We start from the raw sequence: 14591 nt of genomic DNA, 5'->3' as shown, positions 1-14591 counted from the left end.
ATGACCGGTGGAGAATTTCCGATTGTTCTGTGGCCAAAGGTCTTGACAGTCGATCACGACCGTCCATACTGGTATATACCTTTATGGGAGGGTCCGGGAGAAAAGCAGGGGGACTTCGCGCTCGTGGGCCGACGGAAGGTCTGAGGGGTCCTTCCGTCGGCCGCGCGAAGGCCGGTCACCGGCAGTGTTGACACAGATACTGGTACGAACCAGTATGTCTCCTGCCGTCCGGGAGGAGAAACATGACGGGGGCACATCTCCGGATCGACAACCGGCTGATCCACGGTCAGGTCACCGTCGCGTGGACCCGCCGCCTCGGCGTGCGCCGGCTGGTCGTCTGCAACGACGACGTCGCCGCCGACGACCTGCAGCGGGCGCTGCTCCCGCAGGCCGCCCGGGGACTGCCGACGGACGTGCTGTCGGTCGAGGCCACGCTGGCCACCGAGGCCGGCGCGGAGGTCATGATCATCGTCAAGCACCCCGGGGACGTCTTCCGCCTCGTCGAGGGTGGGCTGCGGCCCGAGGTCGTCAACGTCGGCAACGTGGCCCCCCGGCCGGGTGATTCCTACACCATGGTCACCCGCTCGGTCGCGGTGACCGCGGACGAGGCCGACGCCTACCGCAAGCTTGCCGCCGCGGGCGTCCCGCTGGTCACGCAGCTGCTGCCGCAGGACAAGCCCGCCGATTTCGTCTCGCTGCTCGACCGGAAAGGGCTGTAGCTCCAGCATGCTCGTCGCGTTGGCCCTGACCCTGTGGGCGATCTACTGCACCTACGACGGGCTCGGCCCGTTCCTCATCTACGCCCAGCGCCCGCTCATCGCCGGCTCGGTGGCCGGGCTGATCACCGGCCACCCGCTGCTCGGCCTGCTGATCGGCGCGACGCTGGAGCTCGCGGCGCTGGGCGTCTACACCTACGGCGGCGCCACCATCCCGGACTACCAGACCGGCGCGATCGTCGGCACCGCGCTGGCCGCGGGCGCCGCCGGCGCTCCGGCCGCGCAGGCCGCGATCGGCATCGGCGTCGGGCTGCCGGCCGCGATCCTGCTCTCGGCGCTGGACCCGGTCGGCAAGATGGTCACCACCGGCCTGGTGCACCGGGCCGACGGCTACGCCGCCGACGGCAACGCCCGCGGCCTGGCGATGATCCACTGGGTCAGCCTGATCCCGTGGGTGGCCGTGCGCGCGGTCCCGACGTTCCTCGCCGCGCTCGCCGCGTCCGGCGGGCTGGTCAAGGACATCACCGCGAGCATCCCGGCCGGGTTCGTGCAGGGCATGACGCTGGCCGGGTCGCTGCTGCCGGCGGTCGGCTTCGCGCTGCTGCTCGGCATGATGGAGCTTTCGCGCTACTGGTACCTGCTGCTCATCGGGTTCGTCGGGTTCGCCTACCTGAAGCTGCCGGTGCTGGGGATCGCGCTGGTCGGCGTCGCGGTCGCGATGCTGTTCGTGACGCTGAAACGCGACGAGCCGGTGCTCGCGGTCCCCGAAGCGGAAGCCGAAGAGTCCACAGCGGAGTCCACAGTGGACCCTCGGCTGACGAAGCAGGACCTGCGGCGGGTGTTCCGCCGGTACTTCTGGTCGAGCCAGATCTCCTGGAACTACGAGCGGATGCAGGCCCTCGGGTTCGCGTACTCGATGGAGCCGGTGCTGCGCCGGCTGTACCCGGAGAAGGCCGACTACGTCGCCGGCCTGCAACGGCACCTGCAGTTCTTCAACACCTCGGTGCTCGTCGGCGGCCCGCTGATCCTCGGCTCCAGCGTCGCGCTGGAGGAGGCGGGGACACCGAAGTCGGCGGCGAGCACGAAGGTCGCGCTGATGGGGCCGATGGCCGGCATCGGCGACACCGTCGTCTTCGCGCTGTACAACAGCATCATCTTCACCATGGGTGCGTCGTGGGCGCTGCAGGGCAACTGGCTCGGGCCCGCCTTCGCCGCCGTCATGGTGCTCGTGCCCTACGCGCTGGTGCGGCGCTGGCAGTTCGGGTTCGCCTACCGCGAGGGCAAGCGGCTGGCCGGCCACCTCGCCGCCGGTGCGCTCGCCCGCGTCGCGCAGGGGGCGACCGTGCTCGGGTTCGTCGTCCTCGGCGGGTTCATCCCGTCGATCGTCAAGGTCGTCACCACGCTGACCTACCGGCAGACCACCACGGTCCAGGGGCAGCCGGTGACGCAGTCGGTGGCGATCCAGGACCGGCTCGACGAGCTGCTCCCGTTCCTGCTCCCGGTGCTCGTGACCGCCGGGGTGTACCTGCTGACGGTCAAGGCGCGGCTGCGGCCGGTCTGGGTCATCGGCATCGTCGTCGTCGCCGGGGTCGTCCTGGGGTGGCTCGGCTGGTTCGCGCCATCGGCCCCGGCGAAGAGTTAGGAGTCCGCCATGACCGTCCCGATCATCCTCGCCGGACACGGCCGGCTCCCCTCCGGAGTGGGGGAAGCCGCCGAGATGATCCTCGGCCCGCAGGTGCGGCTGAAGGTCTGCGAGCTGAGCCCGCGCGACAGTCCGGAGGAGTTCGGCGACCGCGTGCTCGAGCTGGCCGGCGACGCCGACGGCGTGCTGGTGCTCGCCGACCTGCACGGCGGCTCGCCGTTCAACGCCGTCCGCACGCTCGCGGCCGGGCACCCGCGCATCCAGCTGGTTTCGGGGCTGAACCTGCCGATGCTGCTGGAAGTCCTGCTGCACACGACCGACGACGTCACCGCGCTCGCCGGGGTGGCTCGCGCCGCCGGGCGCGACGGCGTCGTCGACGTCCTGGAATCGACCTGGTGACCGCCGCGCTGCTGCTCGCCGCGCAAGACGTCCGGATCACGCCGGGGCCCGGGCACCCGCTCGGCGGCTACCTGGCCCGGCACGGCGTCGCCACGGGCACGCACGACGACCTCGAGGCGTCGCTGATCTGGCTGTCCACCGAGGACGACCCCGGCGTGGTGTGGGTGGCGCTGGACGCCCTCGCGGTCGACGCCGGGCTGACCCGCACCCTGGCCGACGCGGTCGCCGCGGCGGTGGGCATCGACCCGGACCGGGTGCTCGTCTGCGCGTCCCACACGCACTCCGGGCCCGAAGGCTGGACGGGTCCGCTGCACCCCGGCCTGCCGGGGCAGCGCGACGCCGGGCTGGTCGGCGGCATGGCGGAGAAGGTCACCGGCGCGGCGCTGCGGCTGCGCGCCGGCCGCGGCAAGGTCCGCGCCCGCTGGCACGCGGGATCGACCGAAGCCGTCGGCGGCAACCGCTACCGGCCCGACGGGCCGCACGACACGTCGTTCGGCGTGCTCGAGCTGCGCCGCGACGACGGCACGCCGGCCGCGCTGCTGTTCGACTACGCCAGCCACCCCACGGTGCTCGGCCCCGACAACCTCGCCTGGTCGGCGGACTGGCCGGGCGCGACCCGCCGCGAGCTGGCCACCCTGGTCGGGCAGCCGGTCGCGGCGTTCCTGCAGGGTGCGGCGGGCGACGCCAGCTCCCGGTTCGTCCGCCGCGGCCGCGACCACGCCGAGGTCCGCACGCTCGGCGGCCACCTGGCGACGTCGATCGCGCGCACGCTGGCGGCGGTGTCGCCCCCGCCCGCGACGGCCGGCCCGGTGCGGCTGACGCGCTCGACGTTGCACCTGCCCTACCGCGACATCCCGTCCCTCGAGGACAGCTTGGAGCTGCGGCAGGTGGCGGAGGAGGAGTGGCAGCGCGAGCTGGCCCACCACGGCGAGGACCACCCGGCGGTCCGCATCGCGCAGACCCGCTACGAGGGCTGCGCGATGCTGGCGACCATGGCGGCCGGCGGCCGGCCGACGGGCTGCGCGGAGGTGCCGGTCAGCGTGGTGTCGCTGGGCGAGATCGCCTGGCTGCACACCCCGTTCGAGCTGTTCGCGTCCCTGGGCCTGCGCATCCGCCGCGGCAGCCCGTTCCGCCACACCCGGGTGATCGGCTACACCGACGGGTACCTGGGGTACCTGCCGGACGCGGACGGCCACCGCGACGGGATCTACGAGTCGTACGTGACGCTGTTCGGCCCGGAGGCCGCGGACGCGCTGGTGGAGCACTGCCTGAAGACGCTGCGGGCGCACCAGGTCCGCTGCTGCTGAGCCCGGCGGCCGTTCAGGAGGGTGGGCTGCGCCGGGCCTGGGTGAAGACCGTGTAGCGGTCGGCCCGGTACAGCGACCGGCCCGCTTCGATGACGCCGCCGCTCTGGTCGTGCAGCGTGCCCTCGATGATCAGGCACGGCTGGGTGGCCTCGATGCCGAGCAGGGCGGCGTCGTGGCTGTTCGGCAGGACCGCGGAGATCGCCGTGTCGTTCCACTCCGGGCGCACGCCCCAGCGTTCCTCGATCGTGCGGTGCAGGGACTGGGTCTCCCAGTCGAACAGCTCGATGTCCGGGAAGCGGTCGACGGACAGGTTGGTGCGCTCGACCGCGAACGGCTCGTCTTCGACGTAGCGGAGGCGCTCCAGCCGGAACACCCGCGCGCCCGGCGGCACGTTCAGCCGTCCGGCGATGCGCGGGCCCGCGCTTTCGACTTCGGCGTGCAGCACCTTTGTCTTCGGCACGACGCCGCGGGCCTGCATGTCCTCGGTGAACGAGGTCAGCATGTCGATGTGCGCGGCCTGCCGTTCGGCGGTGAAGGTCGCGGTGCCGTGCTGGCGGTACAGGACGCCGTCCGCGACCAGGCGGTTGACTTCCTGCCGCACGGTGCCGCGGGCGACCTGGAAGTGCTCGGCGAGGAACCGTTCGGACGGCATCAGCCGGCCCGGCCCGGCCTCCGTGGCGACGCTTTCCAGGATCTCGCGCAGCTGATCGCCCTTGGGCCGCCCCGGCTGCAGCGCGTCCGGAAGGCGCAGATCGCTCGCGGCGACGTGTTTCGGACGGGGCATGCCTTCAGTATGTCGCGCAACGGCCGGGGAGGTAACACCCGGCGCGGCTGAGGTGGTGGGCTGGTCGCCGAGGTGGGTGGGGTGATCCGCGGGAGTCGGCCTCGCGCGGGGGCGCTCGGGGGCGCTCGGGGGTGGCTCGGTTGCCGAGGTGGGTGCGGGAGTCTGGGGCGGGGCTTCCGGCCGGGTGCCCGGTGGCGCAGGTTGCGATTTCGCCGGTGGGAGTTGCGCGGCTTGGGCCGGCGCCCCGACTCCGCGGCCGCTTCGATCATGCGGAACCCGGCGGCGCGCTAGTGTCTCCATCACGTTTGGCTCAGCCGGTGGCCCGGTTCGGCCGGTGGAAGTCGTGCGGCTTGGACCGGCGCCCCGAACCCGCGGCCGCTTCGATCACGCGGAACCCGGCGGGCGCGCCAGTGTCCCCGGCACGTTTCGGCTTTACCGGCGACCTGCTCCGCCGGATGCCTGGCTCGCCCGGCGGCCTGGCTCACTCGGTGGCGCGGGTGGCCTGGTCCGCGAGGTAGGTGTGGCAATCCGCGCGAGTCGGCCCGCGGCGCGCCCGGCTCACCCGGCGGCACGTTCGGCTCAGCCGGTGGCCCGGTCCCCGAGCCGGTCGAGGAACTCCGCCGCCAGGGCCTCTCCTGTCACGTGCCCCACCGCGCGGTAAAGCGCTCGGGACTCCCGGGCCGTCCCGGCCGCCAACGTCGATCGGCCCGCCGCGGCCTGGACCGCCGCCAGCCCCAGCAATGCCTCCGCCTCCACCACCCGGAACCCGCCCGCGCGGGCCGCGTCCAGGGCCGTCCGGGCGTGTTCGCCCGCCTCGCCCGCGCGCCCGTCGGCCGCCAGGACCCTGGCCGACGTGGCCGCCGCCTCGGCCAGCTGGCCTCGGAGGCCCGACTCCGCCGTCAGCGATCGAGCCTCGCGCAAGACCCGCTCCGCCGCGGCGAGGTCGCCGCGGCTCTCCTCCGCCCGGCCCAGTGCGATCAGTGCCGCCGCCTCCACCTGGCGGTCGCCGTCGCGGCGGACGCACGCCAAGGCCGCCTCCGCCGTTGCCGCGGCCGCCGAGTGGTCGCCGCGGGCCATCTGGAGGGCGCTCAGCACGTTCAAGGCCGTTGCCTCGCCGAAGCTCGAGCCCAGGTCCCGGAACGCCTGCAGTGCCTGGTCGAGGGTTTCGCCGGCGGAAGCCAGCCGTCCGGTGGCCATGAGCACCCAGCCGAGGTCGGCGAGGTTGGCCGCCTCCCAGAACGCCAGGTCCTCCTTGCGGGCCAGCGCGATCGCCTCGACCAGGCAGTCCTCCGCCTGCTCCAGGCGCCCCAGCTGCCGGTAGTGGCAGCTCAGCGAGTTCAGCGCGAGCGCCTCGCCCGACCGGTTGGCCAGTTCGCGGAACAGCTGGATCGCGCGCCGGCTGTGCTCGACGGCTTCCGACAGCCGTCCCGTCCACTCCAGCATCGCCCCGAGGTTCGCCACCGCCGTGGCTTCGCACTGCCGCCAGCCGCACGCGCGGCTGGCCAGCACCGCCTTCTCCGAGTGCCGGATGCCCGCTTCGTGCTGGCCCTCGCGGAAGTACGCCCCGCCGATGGACAGCTCGACCAGCGCTTCGGCGGGCTGGGCGCCGTGGTCCTGCGCCGCGCGCAGCACGATCGGGGCCAGCTCCAGCCACTCCGCCCGGCGGCCGTGGTCGTGGAAGAACCGCCGCAACGCGTCGGCGAGGTACCAGGCGCCCGGGTACGGCCCGCGCGTCGCCGCCTGCCGGAGCGCCGCCGCGAGGTTCGGTACCTCGACGTCCAGCCAGGCCACGGCTTCCGCGGCGCCGGCGAAGACCACCGGGCTCGGCGCCGAGGGCGCGTCTTCGCGGGGGAGTGCCACGATCCGGGCGCCGAGCAGGGCGACGGCGGCATCGGCGGCCGCGCAGTAGCCGGTGAACAGCCGCTCCCACGCCCGGTCGCGCGCGGGCTCGTCTTCCTCGGCGCGGACGCACTGCTCGGCGTAGCGGCGGGCGAGGTCGTGGAACCGGTAGCGGCGGGGTGCGTGCGCTTCCACGAGGTTCGCCGCGCTCAGCCCGCGCAGCCGCCGGGTCGCCTCCTCGACCGGCACCTCCAGCAGTGCCGCCGCGGCGATCGCCGTGAAGTCGGTCCCCGGCACCAGCGCGAGCAGCCGGAACGCCTGCCGCAGCGCGGGCGCCAGCGCCTGGTAGGACACCGAAAAGGCCTTGGCGACCGCGCTCTCGCCGTCGAAGCCGAGGTGGGCCAGCGGATCGCCGCGCAGTTCGTCGACCAGCTCGCCGATGCTGGCGACGCCGGTGTTCGCCGCGGCGATCCGCAGGGCCAGCGGGTGGTGGCCGCACAGGCGGGCCAGCTCGGCGGCCGCTTCCGGCTCGGCGGCGGTCCGGTCGCCGAGCAGGGCGGTCAGCAGCGCCCGGGAGTCGGCCTCGCGCAGCTGCGCCAGGCCCAGCGACCGCGCCCCGACGCGGGCCACCAGCTCGTCGAGCCGGTGGCGGCTGGTCACCAGCACCCGCCCCGACGACGGCAGCAGCGGCAGCACCTGGGCGGTGTCGCGGGCGTTGTCGAGCACCACCAGGGCCTGCCGGTCGGCCAGCAGCGACCGGTAGAGCTTGCTCTGGTCGTCGACACCCGGCGGCACGTCCCGCAGGTCGACGCCGAGGGTCCGCAGCAGCTGCGCGAGCGCGGCCGCGGGGGTGAGCGGCTCGTCGTCGGCGTCGAAACCGCGCAGGTTCACGTACAGCTGGCCGTCGGGGTAGCGCGTCCGGGCGGTGTGGGCCCAGTGCACCGCCAGCGCGGTCTTGCCGACGCCGGCGGTGCCGGTGATCACCCAGACTTCCCCGGGTTCGTCGAGCGCGGCCAGCTCCGCGGCCCGGCCGGCGAACCCGCGGACGTCCAGCGGCAGCTCGGCCGGCCGCGGGGCGGCCGGGGCGGCGGGCGGGGCGGGCTCGCCCTCACCGCGCAGGATCCGCATCCGCAGGTCTTGCAGGGCCTGGCCGGGCTCGATGCCCAGTTCGTCGACCAGCAGTTCGTGCGCCCGCGCGTACGTCTCCAGGGCTTCCGGGGTCCGGCCGCAGCGGTGCAGCGCCAGCATCAGCGCGGCCCGCAGGCGCTCGCGGAACGGGTGTTCGTCGACGAGCCGCCGCAGTTCCCCGACCACCTCGCCGTGCCGTCCGGCGGCGAGTTCCTGCTCGTACAGCTCCTCCAGCACGACGAGCCGGCGTTCGGCCAGCGCCGGGCCTTCGTACCCCGCCAGCGCCTCGCTGACCCCGCCCAGCGGGGTGCCCTCCCACAACGCCAGCGCGGCCCGCAGGTGCGTGACGGCGTCCGCCCCGGAGGTGGCCCTGGCCTTGGCGACCTCTTCGTCGAAGACGTCGAGGTCGCGGTCGCCGGGGGCGACTTCGATGAGGTAACCGGGCGCGCGCCGCACGATGACGTCCCGGCCGAGCAGCTTCCGCAGCTCCGAGATGTGCACCTGGAGCCGCCCGCGGACGCTCGGCGGCGCGTTCTCGCCCCAGGTCAGGTCGATGAGGCGGTCCTCGGTGACCACCCGGTTGGGGTTCAGCAGCAGCGTGGCCAGCACGGACGTCTGTTTCTGGCCGCCGGGGCGGAGCGGGCCCGTGTCGCCGAGGACCGTGACCGGTCCGAGCAGGCGGTAGCGCACGAGATGCCCCCCGGAAGACGGACCGAAGCGAAACGGAAGTGCCGTGGTCGACCCTACTGTGCCGGTGGCTGCCGATCAGACCGGCAGTCACGGCGGAACGAGGTGCCGGTAAGCGGTTCGGCTCTCGTCCCGTTTCCGCCTGCTTTCGGTCGGATCGGCAACGGCGGGCAGGCGACTAGGGAGGCCACGGGTGGACCGAGACGACGTGCAGCGTCTGTTGTTCGTCTGCTTCCCGGACGCCGGGGAAGCCGCCGGCCGCTACCGGGCCTGGCGCGATCCGCGGATCGCGGTGCAGGTCGTGGAGCTGCCGGGCCGGGGCGAGCGCCGGGACGAGCACCCCTACCGGGACATGTGGCTGCTGGTCGAGGCCCTGGCCGGGGAACTGGCGGGGGCGCTCGAAAGCCCGCACGTGCTGTTCGGTGCGGGACTCGGGGCCCTGGTCGCCTACCGGCTGGCCCAGCGCCGGGTGGCCGCGGGACTGGGGGTCTCGCGGGCACTCGTCGTGGCGCACCAGGCGCCGCCGTCCCGGGCCGCGCGGGCGGTGCCGGAGCAGGCGGGACGCGCCGACGTCAGCCTGCTGGCCAGCGACGCGCACCTGCCGGTGGCGCCGCCGCTGCCGTGCCCGATCCGCGGCTTCGGCGAGCCGCACGTGATGACCGGCTGGGGGGAGCACACGAACGCCGGGTTCGTGCTGACGCCGGCGCGGGCGCAGGACAGCGCCGCCCTGCTGCGCGACGCTGTCCTGCGGTCCGCCCACCTGATCTCCGCCATGGCGGGGCAGGGGCAGGGGCCGGCGCCGAAGCTGACCGGGGCGTAGTCCGGCCCTCGATTCCCCACCGGGAATTGGCCGGTGGCGCCGGCCCGCCCAGGATGACCGGGTGGGAACCATGACGACGGACCAGGTGTCCGGACTCGACGCGCAGACCCTGGCCGAGCGCTACATCGCGCTGTGGACCGAGCCCGACGAGCACCGCCGACGAGCGGCCGTCCGGGCACTGTGGGCGCCGGACGGCGCGCACTTCCTCCGGCCGCCGGAGGAGATGGTGCGGGCGGCCGCGGAACTCGGCTTCGACGCCCTGACCCTGGAAGCGCACGGCCACGCGGCGATCGAGACGCGGGTGAGCCGCAGTCACGCCCGGTTCGTCGCCACCGGCGAGTACACCTTCCGCGCCCGGGGTGGGGCGGTCCGGGCCGGCGACGTGGTCAAGTTCGAGTGGGAGTCGGTGCGGCTCGACGACGGTGCCGTGACGGGCGGCGGCCTGGAGGTGCTCCAACTCGGCGCGGACGGGACCATCGTGCGGGACACCATGTTCCCGCACTGATCGGCGACATCGATCAGGACAAAAATATGTAAGCGCTGTTATGGTTTGGGCGTGATCCGGTCATGCCCCTGACTCGCGCCTTCGTCGACCTCGCCCCGCTGCGCGCCTCGGCGCCGTTCCGGCGGCTCTGGGTGGGGCGCGTCTTCTCCGGCTTCGGCTCCCAGATGACGCTCGTCGCCGTGATGTTCCAGGTCTGGGAGCAGACCCGGAGCACCGTGTGGACCGGTGCCGTCGGGCTCGCGCAAGCGCTGCCCGTCATCGTGTTCGGGTTGTTCGCCGGCTCGCTCGTGGATCGGGTCGACCGGCGGAAGTTCGCCCTGGTCGCGACGACCGGACAGGCGGTTTGCTCGGTTTTCCTTGCGGTACAGGGGTTTCTCGGCGACGTGCCGGTGATCGCGGTGCTGGGGCTGGTGGCCGTCCAGTCGTGTTTCGTCGCGGGCGGCGGGCCGGCCGCCCGCACCTTCATCCCGCGGCTGCTGCCGCCGGAGCAGCTGTCCGCCGGGCTCGCGCTGAACCGGATCGCCTTCCAGGGCGCGATGCTGCTCGGCCCGGCGCTCGGCGGGCTCGTCCTCGGGTGGTTCGGCGTCGGCGGCTGCTACCTCGTCGACGCGCTCACGTTCGGCATGGGCTTCTACGGCGTCTTCGGCCTCCCGGCGATGCGGCCCGGCGGCGAGCCTTCGCGGCCCGGGCTGCACGGCGTGCTCGACGGGCTGGCCTTCCTGGTGCGGACGCCGGTCGTGCGGGGTGCGCTGCTCACCGACCTCGCCGCCACCGTGCTGTCCATGCCGATCAGCCTGTTCCCGCTGGTCAACGCCGAACGCTTCGCCGGCGACCCGCGCACGCTGGGCCTGTTCCTCTCGGCCGTGGCGGTCGGCGGAGTCGTGGCGTCGGTGTTCTCGGGAACGTTCACGCGGCGGTCGCGGCCGGGCCGGGTGATGCTCGCGGGTTCGGCCGTCTGGGGCGCCGCGCTGACCGGCTTCGGCCTGGCGCCGGACCCGTGGCTCGGCCTGGCCTGCCTCGTCCTGGCGGGGGCGGCCGACACGGTGTCGGTGGTCTCGAGGGGCGCGCTGGTCCAGCTGGCGACCCCGGACGCCCTGCTCGGCCGGGTGGCGGCGGCCGAGCAGATCGTCGGCCAGGCCGGCCCGGACCTCGGCAACGTGCGCGGCGGTCTCGTCGCGGGGGCGACGTCCGGAACGTTCGCGCTGGTCAGCGGCGGGGTGCTGTGCGTCGTGGCGGTGGCACTGGTCGGCGCGGCGACGCCCGGCCTGCGCCGGTTCGCGACCCCCGCCGAGACCGCGAAGAGCTGATTCTCCGCGCCGGTCTCCGATTTCGACGAATTCACGCGGCGGCGGCCCGGTGAAGGCGCGGGAATGCGTTCCGTCCGAAGGGGCGGAGCCGAGGGAACGCCGCCCGTGGCGACCCGCCATTCGTTGTCCCGCAAGTGGTTTCCATGGATGAGCCGATCAGCCCGCAGTGGGTACGGCCGTTCGGCCCCATGGTGGCCGTCGCGGTAAATGCGGCTTTTCCCGCCCAGCCTTCGGTACTTCAGTAGCTGGTGCTCGGCATGCGACGCGAATCGGGAACAGTTCTTCCAGGGTGAAGAGAAATTGCCGGAGAATCGATTTCGCGGTCGCGCAGTCGATGGCGCACTGGATGCTCCGCGATTCGGCGGCGTTCACTTCCGGGGATCGCGACCGCTTCGGCGACGCGGTCCGGCGGCTCCCGTCCGGCCGCGGTGGCTGCTACCTGGGGTGGCAAGATCACGAAACCCGTCACCTCGACGTCGGTTTCTTTCCCGCCGCTCCGGCTGTCCTGTCAGTGGGTTACGCGTTCCGTCCTTGTCACTCTTTCGCGTGAACGTGACGTGACGTATTTCTCGGCAACACATTTGCGACCCGGGAAATCGTCATCTACAGTCCGGCTGATCACGGCCGACCGAGCCGTATTCCGTGATCCCCATAATCTTCTCCGAGGAGTGGCATGCTTCATCGCGCCTCGACACGCCGGCTCGCCGAGCTCGCCCTGGTCGTCGTCCTGCTGACCGGGTGCAGCCAGCTGAAGGGCTCCTCCACCGCCGGTGCCGTCGAAAAGCCGTCGATCCGGGTGGCGATCCTCACCACCGTCGACCTCGCGCCGCTGTGGCTCGCTCAAGAGGGCGGGTACTTCAAGGCCGAGGGGCTCGACGTGCAGACCGACGTCGGCACCAGCGGCCAGGAGACGCTGAGCCGGATGACGAGCGGCCAGGACGACATCGCGCTGTCCACCTACACCCTGTTCTTCCTGGCCAAGAGCAGTGGCAACGCGGACGTGAAGCTGGTGACCGACGGCACCTCGGCGAGCCCGCGCAGCAACGAGGTCGTCACCGTGCCGAACTCGCCGGTGAAGACGGTGCGCGACCTCGAGGGCAAGCGGATCGCCATCAGTTCGAAGAACGCCGCTTCGGACGTGCTGACCCGGTCGGTGATGCGCGACCACGGTGTCGACCCCGGCAAGGTGCAGTGGGTCCCGATGCCGCTGGCGGACATGAGCGGTGCCCTCGCGCAGGGCCGGATCGACGCGGCCTACCAGCCGGAACCGTTCCTGACCCAGGCCGCGCGGACCGCCGGCGCGTACCCGGTCATCGACGCCGCCAGCGGCAGTACCCAGAACTTCCCCCTCACCGGCTACGGCGCCACCGCCAAGTGGGTCCAGGACCACCCGAAGACGCTGCGGGCGTTCCAGCGCGCGATGCTCAACGCCACCCGCGCCGCGGTCGACCGGGCCCGGATCGAACCGCTCGTCGTCCGCAACGCCAAGGTGGACCAGGACGTCGCCAGCCTGATGGTGATGCCCGCCTTCGGGTCCTCGCTGGACGCCCGCCGCATCCAGCGGGTGCCGGACCTGCTGCAGCAGCTGGGCGTGGTCCAGACGAAGCTCGACGCCTCCTCGATGATCGCCCCGCAGAGCGGCACCGGCTGAGCCGGCGACCGATCACCGAAGGGGCGGGTGCGCGAAGCGCGCCCGCCCCTTTTTTTGGGTGCCACAGTCTTGTGCCACAGTCTCGTGCCACGGTTCTCGTGCCACAGCCGAGCCGTGAGAACTTCCCTCGACCGGCGGGGATGCCGAAATTTTCGGACCGCCCGCCCCTGGTCCGGTTTCGGCGATTCGCACCTTGACACGACCGCCGCCGCAGCCCACCCTCTTCATACCGACCGCGCGGTACGACGTTGTCCACATGGTGGGATAGGAGAGTCATCGATGACACTTCTCGGCGGGGCACTGCCCGGTGAGGCAGTGCCCGGCGAAAACCTGCTCGTGGTCGACGGCCTCACCGTGCGCTTCGGCGGTCTCACCGCCCTGCGCGACGTCCACCTGAGCGTCGACGCCGGCACCGTCGTCGGGGTCATCGGCCCCAACGGCGCGGGCAAGACGACGCTGTTCAACGTCGTCTGCGGGTTCGTCCGGCCCCAGGCGGGCCGCGTGCTGTGGCGGGGCCGCCCGCTGGTCCGGCACCGCCCCGAACACCTCGCCCGGCTCGGGATCGTCCGGACGCTGCAGGGCCTCGGCCTGTTCCCCGGCCTGACCGTCCTCGAGAACGTGATGGCCGGCGCGGGCCGCCACGCCCGGACCGGGCTGCTCCCGGCCCTCGCCGGTGCGGGCCGTTCGGCGCGCGACGAAGCCGAGCTGGCCGGGCGGGCCCGCGAAACCCTCGGCGAACTCGGGATCGCCGACCTGGCCGGCCGGCTGCCCGGCGTGCTGCCCTACGGCGTGCGAAAACGCGTGGCGCTCGCGCGGGCCCTGGTGGCCGAACCGGACCTGCTGCTGCTCGACGAACCCGCGAGCGGGCTGTCGTCCGGCGAACTCGCCGAGCTCTCGACGTTGATCGTCTCCCTGCGCCGGCAGATGGCGGTCGTGCTCGTCGAACACCACATGGACCTGGTCATGGAGGTCTGCGACCGCGTGGTGGTGCTGAACTTCGGCGAGGTGATCGCGGCGGGCAGCCCGGCGCAGATCCAGGCCGACCCCCGGGTGGCCGAGGCCTACCTCGGCGACCCCGCCGAGGAGGCGTCCGGTGCTTGAGATCGAAGAGCTGTCCGTGGCCTACGGCGCCGTCCGCGCGCTCGACGGCGTCGGCATCACCGTCGAGCGCGGGGGGATCACCGCCGTGCTCGGGGCGAACGGCGCCGGGAAGACCACGTTGCTGCGCACGATCAGCGGCCTGCACCCCGCCCGCGGTGGCCGGATCACCTGGGACGGCACGGAACTGACCGGGCTGGCACCGGACCGGATCGCGCGCGGCGGCGTCGCGCACGTGCCCGAAGGCGGCGGCGTCATCACCGAGCTGACCGTCGACGAGAACCTCCGGCTGGGCGCGCTGTGGCGACGTGACCGCGCCGACCGCGCGGCCGCGCGCCGGGAGGTGTACGAGCTTTTCCCGGCGCTGGAAGAACGTTCGGCGAAACCCGCCTCGACGCTCTCCGGCGGCGAACGGCAGATGCTGGCCATCGGCCGCGCCCTGATGAGCCGGCCCGCGCTGCTGCTGCTCGACGAACCGTCGCTCGGCCTCGCGCCGCTCATCACCGCCCGGATCATGGGCATCCTGCGCGACCTGCGGGCCACCACCGGGCTCACCGTCGTGCTCGTCGAGCAGAACGCGCACAGCGCGCTGTCCATCGCCGACCGCGGGTACGTCCTCGCGCTCGGCCGGGTCGTGGCCGTCGACACCGCGGCGGAACTGCTGGCCGACGACGGCCTCCGCCACGCCTACCTCGGGTTCTGAGGCCC

General features: G+C 73.1%; 12 protein-coding genes. 10 read left to right on the top strand and 2 right to left on the bottom strand.

From position 1 onward, the window contains the following. Nucleotides 1-242 precede the first annotated feature (242 nt). The 4 genes from AB0F52_RS26455 to AB0F52_RS26440 are packed head-to-tail and all read left to right on the top strand — an operon-like array spanning nt 243 to nt 4064. Entirely contained in the window at nt 243-719 is a 477-nt protein-coding gene (locus AB0F52_RS26455) for a PTS sugar transporter subunit IIB (RefSeq protein WP_360176337.1), read from the top strand. Nucleotides 720-726: 7 nt separating this feature from the next. Beyond that, nucleotides 727-2358, top strand: a complete 1632-nt coding sequence (locus tag AB0F52_RS26450) for a PTS system mannose/fructose/sorbose family transporter subunit IID (RefSeq protein WP_360176334.1) — start codon at nt 727-729, stop codon at nt 2356-2358. Between the two features lie 9 nt (nt 2359-2367). Continuing rightward, complete coding sequence (locus tag AB0F52_RS26445) at nt 2368-2757, top strand: PTS mannose transporter subunit IIAB (RefSeq protein WP_360176331.1); 390 nt, start codon at nt 2368-2370, stop codon at nt 2755-2757. Continuing rightward, nucleotides 2754-4064, top strand: a complete 1311-nt coding sequence (locus AB0F52_RS26440) for a hypothetical protein (RefSeq protein WP_360176328.1) — start codon at nt 2754-2756, stop codon at nt 4062-4064. The genes AB0F52_RS26445 and AB0F52_RS26440 overlap by 4 nt, the downstream gene beginning before the upstream one ends. A 13-nt stretch (nt 4065-4077) precedes the next feature. Here AB0F52_RS26440 and AB0F52_RS26435 read toward each other — a convergent pair whose 3' ends face one another. After that, nucleotides 4078-4848: a GntR family transcriptional regulator gene (locus AB0F52_RS26435; protein ID WP_360176325.1), complete on the bottom strand. Its 771-nt coding sequence runs from the start codon at nt 4846-4848 to the stop codon at nt 4078-4080. Nucleotides 4849-5427: 579 nt separating this feature from the next. Beyond that, nucleotides 5428-8505 (bottom strand): BTAD domain-containing putative transcriptional regulator, encoded by a 3078-nt coding sequence (locus tag AB0F52_RS26430; protein WP_360176322.1) that lies wholly within the window; start codon nt 8503-8505, stop codon nt 5428-5430. Between the two features lie 190 nt (nt 8506-8695). On the opposite strand from AB0F52_RS26430, the gene AB0F52_RS26425 reads away from it, so the two are divergent. The 6 genes from AB0F52_RS26425 to AB0F52_RS26400 all read left to right on the top strand — a co-directional run bounded on the left by AB0F52_RS26425 (nt 8696) and on the right by AB0F52_RS26400 (nt 14586). Beyond that, the gene (locus tag AB0F52_RS26425; protein ID WP_103336328.1) at nt 8696-9322 is read left to right on the top strand and encodes a thioesterase domain-containing protein; all 627 of its coding nucleotides are present in this window, start codon (nt 8696-8698) and stop codon (nt 9320-9322) included. 70 nt (nt 9323-9392) lie between these two features. Next, nucleotides 9393-9827, top strand: a complete 435-nt coding sequence (locus AB0F52_RS26420; protein WP_360176319.1) for a hypothetical protein — start codon at nt 9393-9395, stop codon at nt 9825-9827. A gap of 62 nt (nt 9828-9889) precedes the next feature. Then, nucleotides 9890-11134 carry an MFS transporter gene (locus AB0F52_RS26415; protein ID WP_360176316.1) on the top strand — a complete coding sequence of 415 codons (1245 nt, stop codon included), beginning with the start codon at nt 9890-9892 and terminating at the stop codon, nt 11132-11134. Nucleotides 11135-11807: 673 nt separating this feature from the next. Beyond that, nucleotides 11808-12785 (top strand): ABC transporter substrate-binding protein, encoded by a 978-nt coding sequence (locus AB0F52_RS26410; RefSeq protein ID WP_360176313.1) that lies wholly within the window; start codon nt 11808-11810, stop codon nt 12783-12785. Nucleotides 12786-13064: 279 nt separating this feature from the next. After that, nucleotides 13065-13886 (top strand): ABC transporter ATP-binding protein, encoded by an 822-nt coding sequence (locus AB0F52_RS26405; protein WP_360176310.1) that lies wholly within the window; start codon nt 13065-13067, stop codon nt 13884-13886. Then, nucleotides 13879-14586, top strand: coding sequence for an ABC transporter ATP-binding protein (locus AB0F52_RS26400; RefSeq protein ID WP_360176307.1), 708 nt, complete (start codon nt 13879-13881; stop codon nt 14584-14586). Before AB0F52_RS26405 ends, AB0F52_RS26400 begins: the two co-directional genes overlap by 8 nt. Nucleotides 14587-14591: the final 5 nt, after the last annotated feature.

Origin of the sequence: Amycolatopsis sp. NPDC024027, from assembly GCF_040638975.1 — a bacterium.
Classification (GTDB): domain Bacteria; phylum Actinomycetota; class Actinomycetes; order Mycobacteriales; family Pseudonocardiaceae; genus Amycolatopsis.
The sequence above is the reverse complement of the archived record's forward strand: the minus strand, read 5'-3'. Positions and strand labels throughout refer to the sequence as shown.

Excerpts from the sequence above, each read along its gene's own strand:
- AB0F52_RS26455 (WP_360176337.1), top strand. The coding sequence starts at position 243 with ATGACGGGGGCACATCTCCGGATCGACAACCGGCTGATCCACGGTCAG.
- AB0F52_RS26450 (WP_360176334.1), top strand. The coding sequence starts at position 727 with ATGCTCGTCGCGTTGGCCCTGACCCTGTGGGCGATCTACTGCACCTAC.
- AB0F52_RS26445 (WP_360176331.1), top strand. The coding sequence starts at position 2,368 with ATGACCGTCCCGATCATCCTCGCCGGACACGGCCGGCTCCCCTCCGGA.
- AB0F52_RS26435 (WP_360176325.1), bottom strand. The coding sequence starts at position 4,848 with ATGCCCCGTCCGAAACACGTCGCCGCGAGCGATCTGCGCCTTCCGGAC.
- AB0F52_RS26420 (WP_360176319.1), top strand. The coding sequence starts at position 9,393 with ATGACGACGGACCAGGTGTCCGGACTCGACGCGCAGACCCTGGCCGAG.
- AB0F52_RS26415 (WP_360176316.1), top strand. The coding sequence starts at position 9,890 with ATGCCCCTGACTCGCGCCTTCGTCGACCTCGCCCCGCTGCGCGCCTCG.
- AB0F52_RS26410 (WP_360176313.1), top strand. The coding sequence starts at position 11,808 with ATGCTTCATCGCGCCTCGACACGCCGGCTCGCCGAGCTCGCCCTGGTC.
- AB0F52_RS26405 (WP_360176310.1), top strand. The coding sequence starts at position 13,065 with ATGACACTTCTCGGCGGGGCACTGCCCGGTGAGGCAGTGCCCGGCGAA.